This is a genomic window from Salinicola sp. JS01 (assembly GCF_030284585.1).
Classification (GTDB): domain Bacteria; phylum Pseudomonadota; class Gammaproteobacteria; order Pseudomonadales; family Halomonadaceae; genus Salinicola.
Genome location: NZ_CP127244.1, coordinates 1,678,842 through 1,697,422 on the forward strand (window position 1 = coordinate 1,678,842; position 18,581 = coordinate 1,697,422).

The window sequence follows — 18,581 nt, forward strand, 5'->3', positions numbered from 1 at the left end:
GTTCGAAGCCGGCGCCTCAGGGCGCCGGCTTTTTTGTGCGCGCGAGTCTTCAGGAGATGAAGGTAGGGCTTGGATTCTGATTGATAATTGTTCTTGTTTGTACTAGGTTGTCGTCCTCTAGATCGGTGCCCACTTTTCGACGCTGTCGCACCGCTTTGAGACGGTGATCGTCACGTCTTCAGGCCCACTCCCACGGCTTCAGGCCCAATCGTAAGGAGATCGCGTGGTGTTGCATTCCCCGCGTCAGCGAAGCCACCGCCGGCTCACGGCGCTCTGCTTCGTCGCCGCGAGTCTCGTCGGCGTGGCCACTCAGGCCCCGGCTCAGGACTCGCTCAGTCAGGCCAGCATCGAGGCGCAGCAGACCCAGGCCGCGCTGCAGCGGCGTATCGACAGTGCCGACGACGCCACGCGCGAAGCCCTCGAGCGGCTGCGGCGTGCCACCCGGCAGGCGGACCGCCTGGAGAGCTACAACGCCGAGCTGGCGCCGGTGGTGGCGGATCAGGCACGCCGCATCGAGTCGCAGCAAAAGGCACTGGCGCAGATCTCGACCACGCGCGAAGCGCTGCCGGGTGAGATGCGCGAGATGGTCGAACAGCTGCGCGGGATGATCGAGGCCGACATGCCGTTTCTGCGCCAGGAGCGCCTGGCGCGGGTCGATACCCTCGAACAGATGCTCGCCAGCGATGAAACCTCCCAGGCCGACAAGCTACAGAAGATCTTCTCGGTGTGGCGCACCGAGCTCGACTACGGTCGCCAGATGGACCAGTGGAGCGGCCCGCTGACGGGTGAGCGTGCGCCGGACGCGCAGGCCGGTAGCGACTATGCGCGCCAGGTCGATTACCTGCGGGTGGGGCGCACCGGCTTTTACTATGTCACTCCCGACGGTCAAGCCGGTGGCGTGTGGAAGGTCGCGAGCCAGCGCTGGGAGCCGCTCGATCGCGGTCAGATCGACGAGGTGCGCCGGGGAATCCGTATCGCCCGTGACCAGGCCGCCCCGGCACTGCTGGCGCTGCCGGCGTCCATCAGTGTGGTGCCCGGGCAGTCGCCGCAAGCGGCCGGCGACGGGGCTGGACCAGGCGATGCCCAGACCCCGAGCGCGCCGCAGGAAACGGCACAGGAGTCGGCATCATGAAGCAGCATTCGTTCGTTTCCCGTGGGCAGTCGCTGCTGATCGCGCTGATGCTGGCGGCGCCGGTAGCCCAGGCGCAGGATCCGGCCGCACCCGATGCCCAGGATGCTACCGCCTCCCAGTCTTCTTCCACCCAGGCTCAGGCCGAAGCGCCGAATACGCTGCAGCAGGTGCTGGCGCGCTTCCAGGCCGACAGTCGGGAGGCCGAGGCCCGCGACGATGCGCGTCTGGCCGCGCTGGTGGATGACCGCCAAAAGCTCGATGCGGCAGTGGCGGACGCCGAAAGGCGGCTTTCGGCAGCGCAGGCAAAGCGCGAAGAACTGGAACAGCGCCAGCGCGAGCAGCGCCAGACGCTGGCTGACCTGGGGCAGCAACGTGGCGGCGATGCTGCCGATATCGAGGCGGTGTCGCAGGTGATCAAGCAACAGGCCGGTGAGCTGCGCGATGCGCTCAGCGATAGCTGGCTGACCCTGGGCGGTGCGGCGCAGCTGCCGCCACGGCTGGATGATCGTGGGTTGGTCGATATCGATACCCTCGATCGGCTACGCGGTGATCTCGCTGCGCTGATCGCGGAGAGCGCCCGCGGCGTAAGCTTCGAGGCGCCTGTGGCGGCGGCCAATGGCGACGTGCAGGTGCGTCCGGTGGTGCGTCTGGGCGACAGCGTGGCGTTCAGCCAAGGCGATCTGCTGGCGCGTGACGCCGACGCCAAGCTGCCGCTCGATGTCTTCCCGCACACGCCCGGCGATGTTCGCGCGGCGCTGCGCGACTTCCAGGCCGGGCAGGGCGAGCGCTTCTTCTTCGATCCCACCGACGGCGAGGTGCTGCAGGCGATCGCCCAGCAGCCTAGTCTGTGGCAGCGCTTTCAGCAGGGCGGCTACGTCGGCTACGTGATCGTTGGGCTGGGCGCCATCGGCCTGCTGGTGGCGCTGGCGCAATACCTCTATCTGCTGCGGGTGAGTTCACGCATGCAGCGTCAGCTGCGCGACCCTGAGCGGCTGCGTGATGACAACCCCCTCGGGCGGGTACTGGGGCGCTTCGGTGCGCTGGGCCCGAGTCACGCCCCGGAGGCCCTCGAGGCGCGTCTCGACGAGGCGCTGCTGGCGGAGCAGCCGCGTCTCGAGCGCGGCCAGCCGATCGTCAAGCTGATCGCCGCGGTGGCACCGCTGTTGGGGCTGCTGGGAACAGTCACCGGGATGATCATCACCTTCCAGTCGATCACCGTGTTTGGCACCGGCGATCCGCAGCTGATGGCCGGGGGGATCAGCCAGGCGCTGGTGACCACCGTGCTGGGCTTGATCACCGCGGTGCCGTTACTGTTCGTCAACACCGCGCTGAGCAGCCGTAGCCGGCGGCTTGTCGGGCTGCTCGAAGGGCGCGCCAGCGCGGTTCTGGCCGAGCACCTGGAAGCTGCGGGCCAGGATCAGGAGAGCCATCGTGGCGTTCACGCTTGAGCCGATCCGCTGGCTGATCGACGCCGGCGGCGGGGTCCTGGTAGTGATCATGCTGGTCGCCATGGCGCTGTTCGCGCTGGCGCTGGAGCGTCTGATCTACTGGCGCTTCACCTACCGCCGGGCGCGCCGAGCGCTGATCGATGCCTGGATCCAGCGCCGCGACCACGTCAGTTGGAGCGCGCTCACCCTGCGCGAGGTGTGGACCCGGGAGCTACTGGCGCGGCTGCGCCAGCCGTTGCCCTGGCTCAAGCTGCTGGTGGCGATATGCCCGTTGCTGGGGCTGCTGGGTACCGTCACCGGGATGATCCAGGTGTTCGATAGCCTCTCCCTCAGCGACAGCGGCCAGGCGCGGGCGATGGCCGACGGCGTTGCTCGTGCCACGCTGCCCACCCTGGTGGGCATGGCCGTGGCCGTGGTCGGGCTGCTGTTCGTGTCCCGACTGGAACAGATCATTCGGCGCGAGGACCAGCGGCTGCACGATCGCATGGCTCGCGCGGTGGAGGATGCCCATGCGTAGGCGGCGCCTGCGGGAAGCGAGCGACGACGCCACCGGGATCGACCTGACCCCGATGCTCGATGTCGTCTTCATCATGCTGATCTTCTTCATCGTCACCACCAGCTTCATCAAGGAGAGTGGGGTCGAGATCGAGCGGCCGCAGTCGAGCGAGGCGACCGCGCGCCCCGACACCCAGGTGCTGGTGGCGATCACCCAGGATGGCGCGGTGTGGGTCGACGGCGAGGCGGTGGACGCCCATCGGGTCGGCGCCAAGGTGGCGGCACTGGTCTCCGGCGATGGCAGCGTGGTGGTCCAGGCCGACCGCCGCTCGACCACGGGTCTGCTGCTCGAGGTGATGGATCGCATTCGCCAGGCCGGGGTCGACAATGTCGCTGTCGCAGCCAATCGGGACGCGGGCTGATGCGTAGGCTGGTGGGGCTGGTCGCCGGTGGCGTGCTGGCGCTGGTGCTGTTTTATCTGCTGGCGCTGCTGGTGGCACCACCCGCGCCGGAGGATCAGGAGATCGTCAGCGCTGCACCGATCGCCATGGTCGACGCGCCGGAGCAGGCGCAGACAGCACCGGCGACGAGCGCAGCAGCGCCACCGCCTCCGCCGGCCGCACCGCCGCCACCTCCGGCCGCGGCACCGACGCCGGCGCCGACACCCAGCCAGATCGCGGTGCCCGAGCCCGAGGTCGCGCAGCCGCAGACCCCGGCGCCGACGCTGGATACCTCGTTGCCCGAGCTGAGCGAGGCGCGGCCGACGCCGCGACCCAAGCCGCAACCACAACCTCAGCCACAACCTGAATCGCGGCCCGAGCCCAATCCGCAGCCTAGCCCATCACCAGCGCCCAGCCAGGCCCAGGGGCAGGCCGCGCAGCCGACGCCCAAGGGTACTCAGGCCGCGCCGCGGGATGTGGGACAGCTGCAGCCGACCAGTCGGGTCAATCCGACCTACCCGGTACGGGCGCAGCGGCGTGGCCTGGAGGGCTACGTCGAGGTCAGCTTCGTGATCCAGCCCGATGGGCGCGTGGATAGCGGCAGCCTGCGGGTGATCGACGCCGAGCCGGCCAACGTGTTCGACCGCGCGGTGGAGGAAGCGGTAGCGCGCTGGCGCTTCCCGCCGGCGGACGACGTGCGCCGTGCCACCCAGCGTATCGAGTTCAAACTGCAAGGTTGACCATGGACGCGTCACAGACTGTCATTCCGCCCGCGGGGCCCGCCCTGGCTGTCACTACGGCCGCCGATGCCGTTAAGGGACGGCAGCGCCGGTATGGCGCTGCACTCCTGCTGCTGGCGTTACTGGTGACCACGCCGGTGATGGCCGAAGGGCCGGCCTTGCGTTCCAGCATGATTGCTTCGCTCGAGTCGCTGCAGCAGCAGTTGGCCGCGGGCGACAACGCCGCGGTGGCGTCGCGGGCCGAGGCCGCCGCGGCGCGTCTCGATGGCGGTAATGCCGCCGATCGCTGGGCCCGGGCGCTGTTTCTGCAGCTCGAAGCCAGCGCTCTGGCTCGCCAGGGGAAGAGCGCCGCCGCGGCGCAGCGCCTGGCCACGGCGCGCGCTATCGATGAGGTGCCGGCGCCACGGCGGCTGGCCTGGCTGCGCCAGGAGGCGCAGCTGCGTCTCGCCGCCGGGCAGCGCGAGCGCGGGGCTGATCTGCTCACGCGCTGGGTCGAGGCCAGCGGCGGCGACGCCGAGTCGCGCTGGTTGCTGGTGCAAACGCGCGCTGCCCTCGGCGAGTGGCAGGCGGCAGCAAACTCTCTCGATCGCCTGCGCGAATCGGGCAGCGCCTCCTGGGATGCCGAGCAGCGCCGGCTCGCCAGCACGGTCTATCAGCGCAGTGGGCGTTTCGATGACGCCCTGACACTGCTGGGTGACGATGCCGATTCGCCGCAGGTGTGGCGGCGCGCGGCCGGGCTGGCGCAGCGGGCAGGCGACCCCGGGCGCGCGGCGGCGATCTGGGAGAGCGGCTGGCGTCGCGGCGTGCTGACCCGGCCGCAGGATCTGGTGCAACTGGCCGAGCTGCATATCGCCGGTGGAACACCCGCTCGCGCGGGGGAGTATCTGGCGCGCTGGCTGGCGGACGGCGAGCTGCCACGTTCCGAGGCCAATCTACGCCTGCAGGCGCAGGCGTGGAGTGCAGCGCGCGAACATGACAAGGCCCTGGCGGCGTGGCGCGAGCTGGCCAATCGGACTGAGAACGTGGCGGACTGGCGCCAACTGGCCGAGGCCGCCTATGCCTGGGGCGAGTGGCAGGTGGTGCTCGACGCCCTGGGTCATATCGTGCCCGCCGACGACGTTGACCGGAATAAAGTCGACCGAAACCAAGTCGACCGGAACGAAGCTGCGCAGAAGACTGGGAGTAGTGATGCGTCGGGGCAGGCTGCCCAGGGGCGCGACTGGCTACTGATGGGCGTTGCCGCGGTCCAGCTGCAGCGCCCTGAACTGGCGCGCCGGGCGTTGAAGCGGGCGGCGGCGGCAGGGGAGAGCCAGGCCCAGGCTTGGCTGGTGTCGCTGGGCCAAGGCTAGGAACCCCTGCATAAATGCCTGCACGGACTCGGCCTCCCCAGCGCATGACTACGTTGCGCGGTACTGGGACGCCAGCCCGGTCGAAGGCTCGCCTAACCCCATGTTATGTCTCGCGTGACGCGTTGCCTTCGGCAACTTGCCCTGACGGGCCGCCCTACGGGCGTTCTCTACGCGCTGCTTCGAGTCTGCGTTCCGTGCGCCTTGCCCTTCATCTCGTTCGGCGATTTATTCAACGCTTCCCTAGGCGCTCACTCGAGCGTGAAGTCGCTCCACACCGGGGCGTGATCCGAGGGTTTCTCCATGCCGCGCAGCGCGTAGTCGACGCCGGCGGCGCGGGTAGCTTCGGCCAGCGGGTCGGTGACCAGGATGTAATCGATACGCAGACCCCGCTTGGGCTCGCGATCAAACCCCTTGGAGCGGTAGTCGAACCAGCTGAACAGCTCGCTGCTGTCCGGGTGACACAGGCGATAGCTATCCTTCAGCCCCCACGCCTTGAGCCGCTCGAGCCATTCACGCTCTTCCGGCTGGAAGCTGGTCTTGCCTTCGCGCAGCCAGCGCTTGCGGTTCTCCTCGCCGATACCGATGTCGATATCCTGCGGTGAAATATTGAAGTCGCCCATGATGGCCAGGCGCTCGGCGGGGTCGTGGCGCGCCTCGAGCAAGGCGCTGAGCCCGGCATAGAAGGCGCGCTTGTGCGGGAACTTGGTCGGGTGCGCGACGTTTTCGCCCTGCGGGAAGTAGCCGTTCCACACCGTCAGCGGGCGGCCGTCGGGGCCCGTCAGCGTGGCACCGATCAGTCGCCGCTGAGCGTCCTCCGGGTCGTCGGGCAGGCCGTAGTGGACCTGTTCCGGGCGCGCCTTGGTCATCAACGCGACCCCGTAGTGTCCCTTCTGGCCGTGGATGTGGACGTGATAACCGAGCGCCTCGACTGCCTCGCGCGGAAACTCGCTGTCCTGGACCTTGGTCTCCTGCAGCCCGATCACGTCCGGATCGTGGGCCTCGACCAGCGCCTCCAGCTGATGCAGGCGAGCGCGAATGCCGTTGATGTTGAACGAGACCAGGCGCATCAGTCGGTATCCTTATCGCTGTTGTCGGCTTTATGCAGTGGCAGCGGCGCCACGCTCTGGCGCTTCAGCTTGCGCTCGGCCTGGGCCTTGCGCTGCTGGTCCTTCTTGGACACGTAACGGCGCGAGGAGGTGACCTCGTCAGGGTTCTCGTGGCGCCAACGACGATAGTCCTTGCGCTTACCGGTGCGGATGCTGACCTTGTCGGCCAGGGAGCGGGTCTTCTTTCTGCGAGTCATTCACGCGGCCTTTGCTAGCGGCGCCCGCGGCCTGAGTGCCGGGGCGTTGTCGTCTCATGCCACCCATTCTAACAGGCCCCAACGCGGCTGACAGGCCGGGCTCGCCGCCCGGCTGGCGACGTCACGCACCCAGGCTGGTACACTAGGGGCTTGCCCGCGCCGACGCCGGGCCTTGGCCTGCCGCCAGCGGCGGCACCAGGCGGTGGTGTCGGATCGAGCGCCAGCACTGCTTCGGCGGCTCTCCGTACCCGCGCGGGCTTCACCGTCAATCGAATTCGGACATTCGTCATAACTATGAGTGAGTCGGACAACACCCAGGCACCGGCACAGAACCGCAGACCCAAGCGGCGTCGACGCAAGCCTCGTAAATCGCAGTCGCGCAACGCCAACGGCTGGTCGCTGGATCAGTTTCCGGTCGCGCCCGTGGCCGGCCGCTGGCGGTTCCACGATTTCGATCTGCCGCTGGCGCTGATGCGCGCCATCCACGCCGAGGGGTTCGAGTACTGCACCCCGATCCAGGCCGAAGCGCTGATGCACACGCTGCTAGGCGGCGACGTGGTGGGCAAGGCGCAGACCGGTACCGGCAAGACGGCCGCGTTTCTGATCTCGATGCTCGCCTATTTCCTCGAGGAGGAGGCGCCGGACGGCCAGAAGCCGGGGACGCCGCGGGCACTGGTCGTCGCCCCCACCCGCGAGCTGGCGCTGCAGATCGAGAAGGACGCCAAGGCGCTGGCGCGCTTCACCACGCTCAACGTGGCCAGCGTGGTCGGTGGCATGGATTACCAGAAGCAGCGCGAGCAGTTGGGCAAGAACCTGGACATCCTGGTGGCCACGCCGGGCCGGCTGCTGGACTTCCAGCAGAAGCGCGACATCGATCTCTCCCAGGTCGAGGTGCTGGTGCTCGATGAAGCGGATCGCATGCTGTCGATGGGTTTCATCCCCGACGTCAAGCGCATCATCCGCTACACGCCCAAGCGTGAAGAGCGCCAGACCTTCCTGTTCTCGGCGACCTTTACCCCGGATATTCTCAACCTGTCCGAGCAGTGGACCCACAATCCGGCCCACGTCGAGATCGAGGTGACCACCGAGAACGCCGCCAACATCGATCAGCGCGTCTATCTGGTCAGCGACAGTGACAAGCGCCGGCTGCTGATCAACCTGCTCAAGCAGGAGTCGATGGAGCGCGTGATCGTCTTCGGCAACCGCCGCGATCTGGTGCGTGAGCTCGATGGACTGCTGCGCGAGGCGGGCATCAACGTAGCGATGCTCTCCGGCGACGTGCCGCAGAATCAGCGTATCAGCACGCTCGAGAAGTTCCGCGAGGGTGAGATCCAGGTGCTGGTGGCGACCGATGTCGCCGGGCGCGGCATTCATATCGAGGATGTCAGCCACGTGGTCAACTACACCCTGCCCGAGGACCCGGAAGACTACGTGCACCGTATCGGTCGTACCGGTCGCGCCGGCGCCAAGGGGGTCTCGATCAGTTTCGTCGGCGAGGAGGACGCGTTCTCGCTGCCCGAGATCGAGGCTTATATCAAGGACAAGCTGCCGTGCGAGCAGCCGCCGGAGTCGATGCTCGTCTGAGCTGAGCGACCCCGAACCGACCGCTCATCCCCTTGAGCGGTCACCCTGCCTTCCCCACACAGGCCGGCTCGCCCGGAACCCGCATGCTCGACGAGACGCTCAAGCAGGAGATTCAGGACGCCTACCGACGTACGCTCGAGGGTCTTGAACTCACGCCGCGCTATGGCCAGCGGCTGATGATCGCAGAGATCGCGCGCACCCTGGCCGGGATCGAGCACGACGATCAGGGGCGGCGTACCTCTCAGGAGCACGTCTGCGTGCTCGAGGCGGGTACCGGCACCGGCAAGACACTGGCCTATCTGCTGGCGGCGTTGCCGGTGGCCAAGGCGCGCGGCAAGCGGCTGGTGGTGGCGACCGCGACGGTGGCGCTGCAGGAGCAGGTGCTCAATCAGGATCTGCCGCGGCTGCGCGAGCATAGCGGGCTCGATTTCGACTACGCCCTGGCCAAGGGGCGCGGGCGCTATCTGTGCGTCGCCAAGCTCGACCAGGCGCTGGAGGGCAGCGAGCCCAATCCCACGCTGTCGCTGTTCGAGCAGACCATCGCTACCGATGCCGGTGGCGACTTCCCGCAGCTCATCCAGGAGATGGCCGACACCTACGCCTCGGGCAAGTGGGAGGGCGACCGCGACAGCTGGCCGGTGGCGATCGATGACCGCGACTGGCGCCGCCTGACCGTCGACCATCGCCAGTGCACCAACCGTCGCTGCGGTCATTTTGGCGCCTGTGCCTACTTCCGCTCGCGGCGGAATCTGGAGCAGGCCGACATCGTGGTCGCCAACCACGATCTGGTGCTGGCGGATCTGGCCCTCGGTGGCGGCATGGTGCTGCCGCCGCCGAAGGAGTGCATCTACATCTTCGACGAGGGGCACCATCTTCCGGACAAGGCGCTGGATCACTTTCACCATCGCTTCGCCGTCAATGGCACCCTGCGCTGGCTGCGCACGCTGAAGAAGTCGCTCACCGAACTGAATACCGCGCTCGCCGCCCAGCCCACGCTGGCGCGTCTGCTGGCGGCCTTTCCCGAGCGCATCGCAGCGCTCGAGCCGAGTCTGGGCGAGGCCTACGCCATGGGCCATCAGATCGCCGGGCTCGAGCAGGGCGCCGGGGACGAGCAGGGCGCCGGGGACGAGACCCGGCATCACCGCTTCGTCAACGGCCGCGCGCCGGCACCGCTGGTGGCGCTGGCGCAGCAGTTGGTGATTCCCTTCGCGGCGCTGGCGCGCGACCTGGAGACGATGACCGAGATCCTGCGCGAGAGCCTGGACCCGGACAAGTCCACCGGGCTTCCCCGCGAGCAGGCCGAACCCTGGCTGCCGCTGAGTGCCTTGCTCCACGGGCGCGCGCTGGATGCCCACGCGCTGTGGCAGGCCATGGCCAGTGAGGACCCGCCGGATCAGAAGCCCCAGGCGCGCTGGCTCACCTTCGAGCGCTTCGGCAGCGAGCCCGAGCTGACCTTTTCGGCCAGCCCGGTCTCCGCCGCCGAGACCCTGGCGCGCCACCTGTGGGGAACCTGCTACGGGGCGGTGGTGACTTCGGCCACGCTGACCGCGCTCAACCGTTTCGAACGTCTTCAGGAGCGTGCCGGCCTGGCCAATCGCTACCGCTATCAGCGCCTGCCGAGTCCGTTCGACTACTCCCGCGCCACCCTCAGCGTGCCGCGCGAGGCGGTGGAGCCCGGCGATCCGGTGGCCCACGACCGCGCCATCGTGCAGTTCATCGAGGGGCGCGAGGACGACGAGGCGATCCTGGTGCTGTTTTCGTCGCGCAAGCAGCTCAAGAGCGTCGCCGAGGCGCTCGCCGAACCCTGGGCGTCGCGCCTGCTGTCCCAGGACCGCCTGCCCAAGCGCGAGCTGCTCGAGCGCCATCGCAAGGCAGTGGATGCGGGGCAGGGTAGTCTGATCTTCGGACTGGCGAGCTTCGCCGAGGGGATCGATCTGCCGGGGCGCTATCTCACCCATGTGGTGATCACGCGGCTGCCGTTTTCGGTACCGGACGATCCGGTGGGGGCGACGCTGGCGGAGTGGATCGAGAGCCAGGGGGGCAATCCGTTCATGCGCATCTCGGTGCCGGACGCCTCGATCAAGCTGGTCCAGGCCTGCGGTCGGCTGATTCGCAAGGAGAATGACAGCGGGCGTATCTCGCTGCTCGACCGCCGGGTGCTGACCCGACGTTACGGCAAGGCGCTGCTGGATGCGCTGCCGCCGTTCCGGCGCGAGATCGAGGGGGTGGTCAGGGAAACCTCCTGATCCGGCAGTTGCTGGCGCCAGTCTGCGCAGCGCCGTTCACTTTTCGCTGCCCCGAAGACCATTTTTTTCGAGGCTCTGGATTTCGGGGCTCTGGATTTCGAGGCTCTGGAACCCGCTTTTCGATACCCTGAAACGCCAACGCCCGCTGTGATCAGCGGGCGTCGGCATGTCAGAACCGGGCTTTTCAGCTTTCGGGCGCGAGTCGCGCCTTGAGCGTCGGCGCAAGCTGCTCGGCCATCTGGGTCAGGCTGCGCTCGGTGGTGGGCCAGTCGATGCAGGCATCGGTGATCGACACGCCATACTCGAGCTGGCTGCGGTCGGCGGGAATCTTCTGCGCCCCCCAGCCGATGTTGGACTCGATCATCAGGCCGATGATCGAGCGATTGCCATCGAGGATCTGGTGGGTCACGTTCTCCATCACCAACGGCTGCAGTGCCGGGTCCTTGTTGGAGTTGGCGTGGGAGCAGTCGACCATCAGATTGGCCTTGAGACCGGCCTTGGCCAGCTCCTGCTCTGCCAGGGTGACGCTGACGCTGTCGTAGTTGGGTTTGCCGTTGCCGCCGCGCAGGACCACATGGCCGTAGGCGTTGCCGCGGGTACGGATCACCGCGACCTTGCCGGCCTGATCGATGCCCAGGAAGTTGTGCGGGCTGGCCACCGACTGCAGCGCGTTGACCGCCACGTCCAGACTGCCGTCGGTGCCGTTCTTGAAGCCGACCGGGCCGGAGAGCCCCGAGGCCATCTCGCGATGGGTCTGGGATTCGGTAGTGCGGGCGCCGATCGCCGACCAACTGATGCAGTCCTGCAGATACTGCGGCGAGATCGGGTCGAGTGCTTCCGTGGCCAGTGGCAGGCCGATCTCGGCCAGATCCACCAGCAGGCGGCGGGCGATGTGCAGCCCCTCTTCGATCTCGAACGAGTCGTTGAGATGGGGGTCGTTGATCAGGCCCTTCCAGCCCACCGTGGTGCGCGGCTTCTCGAAGTAGACGCGCATCACGATATAGAGGCTGTCGCTCACCGCATCGGCCAGCTTACGCAGGCGCCGGGCATAGTCGCGGGCGGCCTCGGGGTCGTGGATCGAGCAGGGGCCGATCACCACCAACAAGCGCGGGTCCTCGCGGTCGAGGATGCGCTGGATGGTCTGGCGGCCTTCGATGACCGTGCGCTCGGCGGCTTCGCTGAGCGGGATGTGCTGCTTGAGCACTTCGGGAGATATCAGAACGTCCTGCGCCAGGACGTTGAGATTGTTGACCTGCTGTTCCGACATGCTGGGCCCGTTGAAATCTGCGATGGTTCGCGCGTGGACGCGTGGGAGATGGCGCCGTCGAGCGACGCGCGTCTGCGTGTAGAGCGCGTACTATGGCGGCTTGGAAGGACAAAAATCAACTTTCCGCAGGCCGTAAAGGCGGGCGATACGGCCGTCGACGACTTGATGGCGGGCGCCAAAACGGCAAGACTGGCAGGCTTTCACCGCGTGCCGCCTCCTGCTTTCTGTTAAATGCCGGGGTTCTGTTATAAGTTGCACGCCTGTCACTGAATCGCGAGTCCCACGGCTCCAGGTTGAATCATGAGCGTATTGTCACCGTCATATCCCGATCGTCACCCGCTGGTTCCCCGATGCGCCGCGCCCATGAACCGGTGGAGTGCCTGAATGGGTGCCAGAGAGACCGATCAGCAGCTGGTCGAGCGCGCCCAGAAGGGAGATACCCGGGCCTTCGATCTTCTGGTCAAGAAGTATCAGCACAAGATTCTGGGGCTCATCGGCCGCTACGTACAGGACCATGCCGAAGTCCAGGACGTGGCCCAGGAGGCCTTCATCAAGGCCTATCGGGCCCTCGGCAGCTTCCGAGCCGAAAGCGCCTTCTATACCTGGATGTACCGTATTGCCATCAACACGGCCAAGAACTACCTGGTCTCCCGCGGCCGGCGCCCGCCGGGCAGCGATCTCGACATCGCCGATGCCGAGGTGGTCGACCAGAGCGGGCGGCTCTCTGACATCGAGTCTCCCGAAGCGTCGATTGCCCGCGATCAGCTCGAGTCGGCGGTCTTCGCGGCGATCGACAATCTACCCGACGATCTGCGCACGGCGATCACCCTGCGCGAGTTCGACGGGCTCTCCTATGAGGATATCGCCACCATCATGGAGTGTCCGGTGGGTACCGTGCGCTCGCGTATCTTTCGCGCGCGGGAGGCGGTCGACAGGCATATCCAGCCGCTGCTGGAGCGGGGGGATTCCAGTGTCGCCAATGACGGCTGAGGCGTGTGCAGCGGGCGACGTATTCGATCTGCAAATAAACATGAATCGAAAATGAACTGTCGTGCGCCTGCGGCGTCATAGAGTGTGAAAGAGACACTGATGTCGTTGCCCGGCGACGCTGCCGGCGGCGATCACGGGCAAGGCACTGGCCGAGTGTGAGGGTGTGACTATGAAGCAGTTACGAGAGTCGTTTTCCGCGTTGATGGACGACGAGGGCGACGAGTTCGATCTCCGGCGCGTCTTCAAGCAGATGGAGACGGCTTCCGGCGAGGCGGACACCTGGCGGCGCTACCATCTGGCGCGCAGCATGATGCAGCGCGAACGCGAGGCGGTGGTGGATATCGATATCTCCGCTGACGTGATGGCGGCGATCGCCGATGAGCCGGCCCCCGGTGTGGCCGAGACGCCGACGGCGTCTCGCCGTCACTCGTTCTCCTTCATGGGCGGTGCGGCGGTGGCCGCGGCGGTCTCGCTGATGGTGATCACTGGCGTGCAGGTCTACAACGGCTTCGGCGGTGATGCCGCCGTACCGGCCGACATCGCTTCCAGCGGTGAGTCGCTCACGCCGGCGGCTGGCGCGCAGCCCGCTTTCGCGCTTCCTTCCGGCGGCGGTGAAAGTGGCGTGATTCCGGCATCGATGCGCGCGCCGGCCTCCAGCGGCATGCCGATCTTCTCGATGGCAGGCGCCGGCACTGGCGGTGGCGAGCAGCGCGGGCTGATGACCATTGGTGATGACGTCATGCTGCCGCTGTTCAGCGCCAGCGGCGACGCTGGCCTGGATCAGGAGCAGGGCGCTTCGCTGCAGTCCTACCTGGCGCGACGCACCCTAGGTAACGGTGACCTGGGGTTGCTGCACGGCTCCGGCAACTACGCCAGCCAGCTTCACGCGATCGACGCCTCTGCCACGCGCTAAGGCGAGGCTTTCGGCGCCAACGGGGCGCGGCCGTCGCATGACGGCCGCGCCCCGCGCGTTTCCAAGTCGCGGGCGCGAGCCCTTACGCTGCCGGATATCTTCCCCTCCCATCGGCAACCGGCGCACGCCGCGGCGGTAAAGAATCTTTACATCTCGTTGAACTCTTCGGCTTTTTCCGCATCAATGAAGAGGGTGGCGGCGGCATGAAGCCACCGGCGCCGTGTCCTGGGCGGGGTTCATTGTGACCGCGTTATCTCTCGCCGGGGCCGGCCATCGCAAACGTATGGCTCGCGACGAGTCTTCATGGTGTTAGGAGTGTTTAATGGAACGTATGACAAGATGGTTCGCTCCCTGGCTGGTGCTGATGATGGCGCTGCTGTCGACACAGATAGCTCGTGCCAGTGATCTGCCGGACTTCACCGCGCTGGTCAAGCAGGCGGCGCCGGGCGTGGTCAACATCTCCACGACCAGCACGGTCAGTGCCGCCGATGATCCCTTCGGGCAGCAGGATGTTCCCGATATCTTCCGCCGCTTCTTCGGCGACCAGATGCCACCGATGCCCGGCGCGCCGGGAGCAGAAGAGGAGCGCAAGTCGCTCGGTTCGGGCTTCATCATTCGCTCCGATGGCTACATTCTGACCAATGCCCACGTGGTCAAGAACGCCGACGAGATCATGGTGCGCCTGAACGATCGGCGTGAACTGCCGGCCAAGCTGGTGGGCTCCGATCCGCGCACCGATGTGGCGCTGCTCAAGGTCGATGCCAAGGACCTGCCGACGCTCAAGATCGGCAACTCCGATGATCTTCAGGTCGGCGAGTGGGTGGCGGCGATCGGCTCGCCGTTCGGTTTCGACCACTCGGTCACCGCGGGTATCGTCAGTGCCATCAACCGTACCCTGCCCAGCGACACCTATGTGCCGTTCATCCAGACCGACGTCGCCATCAACCCGGGCAACTCCGGTGGTCCGCTGTTCAACCTGGATGGCCAGGTGGTGGGCATCAACTCCCAGATCTATACCCGCAGTGGCGGCTTCATGGGACTCTCCTTCGCTATCCCGATCAGCGTGGCGATGAACGTCGCCGATCAGCTGCGCACCGAAGGCCACGTCAGCCGCGGCTGGCTGGGCGTGGTGATCCAGCCGGTGTCGAAGGATCTGGCCGAGTCGTTCGGGCTCGACGACACCAAGGGCGCGCTGGTCTCCGACGTCAGCGATGACAGCCCGGCCAAGAAAGCCGGACTCAAGGCTGGCGACGTGATCTTGAGCGTCAACGGGGATGCCGTCGACGACTCCACCACGCTGCCGCGTATCATCGGCAAGTTCGCCCCGGGCGCAACGATCAAGCTCAAGGTCCTGCGTGACGGCGACACCCGCAACATCGACGTCACCGTGGGCGACTGGCCCGACTCGCTGAGCGCCGATGGCTCGTCCGGCGGCCCGTCGACCAACGACCAGACCAAGCTGGGTATCGCCATCAGCGATCTGAGCGCCCAGGAGAAGCAGCAGCTCGAGGTCGACAGCGGTGTCCTGGTGCGTCGAGTCGATCCGCGCGGTGCGGCGGCCGCCGCCGGTATCCAGCCGGGCGACGTCATCGTCAGCTTCGATCAGAAGCCGGTGGATAGCGCGGATGCGCTGATCAAGGCGGTCAAGCAGGTCAAGGGAGATCGTGCGGTGCCGGTGCGCATCTCACGCGACGGCAACTCGCTGTTCGTCGCCCTGCGGCTCAAGGCTCACGACAGCAAAGAGTGACGCCCCAGCCGCGCATGTGCCCGACGAGCCCCGCCCCCGGCGGGGCTCGTCGCGTGTGGCGCGGCAACGGCGCACGCGGTCGCTGTCCTTGGCACAGCCATGTCGGTACAATGCCGCCATTTCGTCATCAACCGCGTAATGCGTAACCCTTCGGGGGCGCGACCTTCTGCGCGTACAACGACTGGTAAGGACTCAATGGCAGACGCCGCAAGCAACGAACAGCTCAAGTACATCCGCAACTTCTCGATCATCGCCCATATCGACCACGGCAAGTCCACGCTGGCCGACCGCATCATCCAGGTGTGCGGCGGGTTGAGCGAGCGCGAATTGAAAGAGCAGGTGCTCGACTCGATGGATCTGGAGCGCGAGCGCGGCATCACCATCAAGGCGCAGTCGGTGACCCTCGACTATCAGGCTGAGGATGGTCATACCTACCAGCTCAACTTCATCGACACCCCGGGTCACGTCGACTTCTCCTACGAAGTGTCGCGTTCGCTCTATGCCTGCGAGGGTGCGCTGCTGGTGGTCGATGCCGCGCAGGGGGTCGAGGCGCAGTCGGTGGCCAACTGCTACACCGCGATCGAGCAGAACCTGGAAGTGCTGCCGGTCCTCAACAAGATGGACCTGCCCCAGGCCGATCCGGACAAGGTGGCCCACGAGATCGAGGAGATCATCGGTCTCGACGCCCACGATGCGGTGCAGGTGTCGGCCAAGAGCGGGCTCAACATCGACAAGCTGCTGGAGCGCCTGGTGCGCGACATCCCGCCGCCCAAGGGCGACCGCGAGGGTCAGCTGCAGGCGCTGATCATCGACTCCTGGTTCGACAACTACCAGGGCGTGGTGTCGCTGGTGCGGCTGTTCGATGGCACCCTCAAGAAGGGTGACAAGATCCACATGAAGTCGACCGGGCGCGATTGGGAAGTGACCGATATCGGCTTCTTCACGCCCAAGCAGCACTCCACCGGGATCCTGCGCGCCGGCGAGGTGGGCTTCGTGATCGCCGGTATCAAGGATATCCACGGCGCGCCGGTGGGTGACACCATCACCCACGCCAAGACCAAGGACGTACCGCGGCTGCCCGGCTTCCAGAAGGTCAAGCCGCAGGTCTACGCCGGCATGTTCCCGGTCAGCTCCGACGACTACGAGGACTTCCGCGACGCCCTCGAGAAGCTCGCGCTCAACGACGCCTCGCTCGACTACGTGCCCGAGAACTCGGACGCGCTGGGCTTCGGCTTCCGCGTCGGTTTCCTCGGTACGCTGCACATGGAGATCATCCAGGAGCGGCTGGAGCGCGAGTACGACCTCGATCTGCTGACCACGGCGCCGACGGTCATCTACGAGTTGCTGATGGACGACGGCGAGCTGGTCTATATCTCTAACCCTTCGAAGCTGCCCGACCTGGGTAACGTCGACGAGATGCGCGAGCCGATCGTGCGCGCCAACATCCTGGTGCCGCAGGAGTTCGTCGGCAACGTCATCAGCGAGTGCGTCAATCGGCGCGGCGTGCAGCTCGACATGCAGGTACTGGGTAACCAGATGCAGCTGGTCTACGAGCTGCCGATGGCGGAAGTGGTGATGGACTTCTTCGATCGCCTCAAGTCGATCTCCAAAGGCTACGCCTCGCTCGATTACAGCTTCGAGCGCTTCGAGCCGGCCAAGCTGGTGCGTCTGGACATCCTTATCAACGGCGACCGCGTCGATGCCCTGGCGCTGATCATCCATCGTGACCACGCCCACGCCCGTGGCCGCGTGCTGGTCGAGAAGATGAAAGAGCTGATCCCGCGGCAGATGTTCGATGTCGCGGTGCAGGCGGCGATCGGCGGCCACGTGGTGGCGCGCTCCACGGTCAAGGCGCTGCGCAAGAACGTCACCGCCAAGTGCTACGGTGGCGATGTCACGCGCAAGAAGAAACTGCTGGAGAAGCAGAAAGCCGGTAAGAAACGCATGAAGCAGGTGGGGCGTGTGGAGATCCCCCAGGATGCGTTCCTCGCCGTTCTCAAAGTGAATGAGTAGGAAACGGTCTCATGGATTTTTCGTTGTTACTGGTGGTGGCGGTCGCCATCACGGGGCTGGTGTGGTTACTCGATAGTCTTTTCTGGCGCCGTGCCCGTCGTCAGCGTCAGCGCGCCGCCGCCGAAGAGAAGGGCAGTAGCGAGGCGGTGACCTACAAGGATCCGTGGCCGATCGACTACGCGCGCTCGTTCTTCCCGGTGCTTTTGATCGTGCTGGTGCTGCGCAGCTTCGTCGTCGAGCCGTTCCAGATCCCCTCGGGTTCGATGCGCCCGACCCTCAAGGTCGGTGACTTCATCCTGGTCAACAAGTTCGCCTACGGTCTGCGCCTGCCGGTGATCAACACCGAGATCGCCGATCTCGGCGAACCCCAACGCGGCGACGTCATGGTTTTCCGCTTCCCGGAAGACCCCTCGGTCAACTTCATCAAGCGGGTGATCGGGCTGCCGGGCGATCACATTCGCTACGAGAACAAGCAGCTCTACGTCAACGGCAAGCCGGTACCCAAGACCCTGGTCGACGCCGACCCGGCGCAGGCCCCCGGCGAAGAGCTGCTGCGCGAGCAACTGGGGCAGGTCGAGCACGACATCTACAACAACCCGAGCATGCCGGGGCCGCAGATGCGCGAGATCGTGGTGCCCGATCATGAGTACTTCATGATGGGCGACAACCGCGACCACTCCAACGACAGCCGCTACTGGGGCTTCGTGCCGGAGGCCAATATCGTGGGCAAGGCGTTCGCGGTGTGGATGCACTGGGACGGCGGTCTGCCTAGCTTCAGCACGGTGCGCCAGATACACTGAATCGCATAGCGCGAACCGCCCGCGGTAGCTTTTAGAGTTCACTGCAGTCGCGGTATCGCCACGGCGGGTCGACCAACGACCCGACCACGATGCACTCGCACAGCGGGCGACGGG

At 66.4% G+C, this 18,581-nt stretch carries 16 protein-coding genes; 13 read left to right on the forward strand and 3 right to left on the reverse strand.

Features of this window, described 5'->3' with window-relative positions; translation table 11 throughout:
* Positions 1-226: 226 nt before the first annotated feature.
* From QO259_RS07585 to QO259_RS07610, 6 genes are all read left to right on the forward strand, one after another.
* Complete coding sequence (locus QO259_RS07585; protein ID WP_285952369.1) at positions 227-1,132, forward strand: DUF3450 domain-containing protein; 906 nt, start codon at positions 227-229, stop codon at positions 1,130-1,132.
* Entirely contained in the window at positions 1,129-2,580 is a 1,452-nt protein-coding gene (locus tag QO259_RS07590) for a MotA/TolQ/ExbB proton channel family protein (RefSeq protein WP_285952370.1), read from the forward strand. The genes QO259_RS07585 and QO259_RS07590 overlap by 4 nt, the downstream gene beginning before the upstream one ends.
* A 49-nt stretch (positions 2,581-2,629) precedes the next feature.
* Positions 2,630-3,097 (forward strand): MotA/TolQ/ExbB proton channel family protein, encoded by a 468-nt coding sequence (locus QO259_RS07595; protein ID WP_285952747.1) that lies wholly within the window; start codon positions 2,630-2,632, stop codon positions 3,095-3,097.
* Positions 3,090-3,497, forward strand: coding sequence for an ExbD/TolR family protein (locus QO259_RS07600; RefSeq protein ID WP_207037274.1), 408 nt, complete (start codon positions 3,090-3,092; stop codon positions 3,495-3,497). Before QO259_RS07595 ends, QO259_RS07600 begins: the two co-directional genes overlap by 8 nt.
* The gene (locus QO259_RS07605; protein WP_285952371.1) at positions 3,497-4,255 is read left to right on the forward strand and encodes an energy transducer TonB; all 759 of its coding nucleotides are present in this window, start codon (positions 3,497-3,499) and stop codon (positions 4,253-4,255) included. The genes QO259_RS07600 and QO259_RS07605 overlap by 1 nt, the downstream gene beginning before the upstream one ends.
* 170 nt (positions 4,256-4,425) lie before the next feature.
* Entirely contained in the window at positions 4,426-5,604 is a 1,179-nt protein-coding gene (locus tag QO259_RS07610; protein WP_285952372.1) for a tetratricopeptide repeat protein, read from the forward strand.
* A gap of 248 nt (positions 5,605-5,852) precedes the next feature.
* Here the strand turns inward: QO259_RS07610 and xthA are convergent, their stop codons facing one another.
* The gene (gene xthA / locus QO259_RS07615; RefSeq protein WP_285952373.1) at positions 5,853-6,671 is read right to left on the reverse strand and encodes an exodeoxyribonuclease III; all 819 of its coding nucleotides are present in this window, start codon (positions 6,669-6,671) and stop codon (positions 5,853-5,855) included.
* Entirely contained in the window at positions 6,671-6,907 is a 237-nt protein-coding gene (locus QO259_RS07620; RefSeq protein WP_035470052.1) for a hypothetical protein, read from the reverse strand. Before QO259_RS07620 ends, xthA begins: the two co-directional genes overlap by 1 nt.
* A 294-nt stretch (positions 6,908-7,201) precedes the next feature.
* Here QO259_RS07620 and QO259_RS07625 point away from each other — a divergent pair, with 294 nt between their 5' ends.
* Positions 7,202-8,491 carry a DEAD/DEAH box helicase gene (locus tag QO259_RS07625; protein WP_233076378.1) on the forward strand — a complete coding sequence of 430 codons (1,290 nt, stop codon included), beginning with the start codon at positions 7,202-7,204 and terminating at the stop codon, positions 8,489-8,491.
* An 83-nt stretch (positions 8,492-8,574) separates the two neighbouring features.
* Positions 8,575-10,737, forward strand: a complete 2,163-nt coding sequence (gene dinG / locus QO259_RS07630; protein ID WP_285952374.1) for an ATP-dependent DNA helicase DinG — start codon at positions 8,575-8,577, stop codon at positions 10,735-10,737.
* 184 nt (positions 10,738-10,921) lie between these two features.
* On the opposite strand, the gene QO259_RS07635 is transcribed toward dinG, so the two are convergent.
* Positions 10,922-12,004 carry a 3-deoxy-7-phosphoheptulonate synthase gene (locus tag QO259_RS07635; RefSeq protein WP_207037267.1) on the reverse strand — a complete coding sequence of 361 codons (1,083 nt, stop codon included), beginning with the start codon at positions 12,002-12,004 and terminating at the stop codon, positions 10,922-10,924.
* 384 nt (positions 12,005-12,388) lie between these two features.
* Here QO259_RS07635 and rpoE point away from each other — a divergent pair, with 384 nt between their 5' ends.
* The 5 genes from rpoE to lepB all read left to right on the forward strand — a co-directional run bounded on the left by rpoE (position 12,389) and on the right by lepB (position 18,467).
* Entirely contained in the window at positions 12,389-12,994 is a 606-nt protein-coding gene (gene rpoE, locus QO259_RS07640; RefSeq protein WP_207037266.1) for an RNA polymerase sigma factor RpoE, read from the forward strand.
* A 169-nt stretch (positions 12,995-13,163) separates the two neighbouring features.
* Entirely contained in the window at positions 13,164-13,907 is a 744-nt protein-coding gene (locus QO259_RS07645; protein WP_285952375.1) for a sigma-E factor negative regulatory protein, read from the forward strand.
* A 322-nt stretch (positions 13,908-14,229) separates the two neighbouring features.
* Positions 14,230-15,654, forward strand: a complete 1,425-nt coding sequence (locus QO259_RS07650; RefSeq protein WP_285952376.1) for a DegQ family serine endoprotease — start codon at positions 14,230-14,232, stop codon at positions 15,652-15,654.
* Between the two features lie 195 nt (positions 15,655-15,849).
* A complete protein-coding gene (lepA, locus tag QO259_RS07655; protein WP_285952377.1) occupies positions 15,850-17,667 on the forward strand; it encodes a translation elongation factor 4 in 1,818 nt (605 codons plus the stop codon).
* A gap of 11 nt (positions 17,668-17,678) precedes the next feature.
* Positions 17,679-18,467 (forward strand): signal peptidase I, encoded by a 789-nt coding sequence (gene lepB, locus QO259_RS07660; protein ID WP_207037262.1) that lies wholly within the window; start codon positions 17,679-17,681, stop codon positions 18,465-18,467.
* Positions 18,468-18,581 lie beyond the last annotated feature (114 nt).

Excerpts from the sequence above, each read along its gene's own strand:
- lepB (WP_207037262.1), top strand. The coding sequence starts at position 17,679 with ATGGATTTTTCGTTGTTACTGGTGGTGGCGGTCGCCATCACGGGGCTG.
- QO259_RS07645 (WP_285952375.1), top strand. The coding sequence starts at position 13,164 with ATGAAGCAGTTACGAGAGTCGTTTTCCGCGTTGATGGACGACGAGGGC.
- QO259_RS07605 (WP_285952371.1), top strand. The coding sequence starts at position 3,497 with ATGCGTAGGCTGGTGGGGCTGGTCGCCGGTGGCGTGCTGGCGCTGGTG.
- dinG (WP_285952374.1), top strand. The coding sequence starts at position 8,575 with ATGCTCGACGAGACGCTCAAGCAGGAGATTCAGGACGCCTACCGACGT.
- QO259_RS07625 (WP_233076378.1), top strand. The coding sequence starts at position 7,202 with ATGAGTGAGTCGGACAACACCCAGGCACCGGCACAGAACCGCAGACCC.
- xthA (WP_285952373.1), bottom strand. The coding sequence starts at position 6,671 with ATGCGCCTGGTCTCGTTCAACATCAACGGCATTCGCGCTCGCCTGCAT.
- QO259_RS07650 (WP_285952376.1), top strand. The coding sequence starts at position 14,230 with ATGGAACGTATGACAAGATGGTTCGCTCCCTGGCTGGTGCTGATGATG.
- QO259_RS07590 (WP_285952370.1), top strand. The coding sequence starts at position 1,129 with ATGAAGCAGCATTCGTTCGTTTCCCGTGGGCAGTCGCTGCTGATCGCG.
- QO259_RS07620 (WP_035470052.1), bottom strand. The coding sequence starts at position 6,907 with ATGACTCGCAGAAAGAAGACCCGCTCCCTGGCCGACAAGGTCAGCATC.
- lepA (WP_285952377.1), top strand. The coding sequence starts at position 15,850 with ATGGCAGACGCCGCAAGCAACGAACAGCTCAAGTACATCCGCAACTTC.
- QO259_RS07635 (WP_207037267.1), bottom strand. The coding sequence starts at position 12,004 with ATGTCGGAACAGCAGGTCAACAATCTCAACGTCCTGGCGCAGGACGTT.
- QO259_RS07610 (WP_285952372.1), top strand. The coding sequence starts at position 4,426 with ATGATTGCTTCGCTCGAGTCGCTGCAGCAGCAGTTGGCCGCGGGCGAC.
- QO259_RS07595 (WP_285952747.1), top strand. The coding sequence starts at position 2,630 with ATGCTGGTCGCCATGGCGCTGTTCGCGCTGGCGCTGGAGCGTCTGATC.
- QO259_RS07600 (WP_207037274.1), top strand. The coding sequence starts at position 3,090 with ATGCGTAGGCGGCGCCTGCGGGAAGCGAGCGACGACGCCACCGGGATC.
- rpoE (WP_207037266.1), top strand. The coding sequence starts at position 12,389 with ATGGGTGCCAGAGAGACCGATCAGCAGCTGGTCGAGCGCGCCCAGAAG.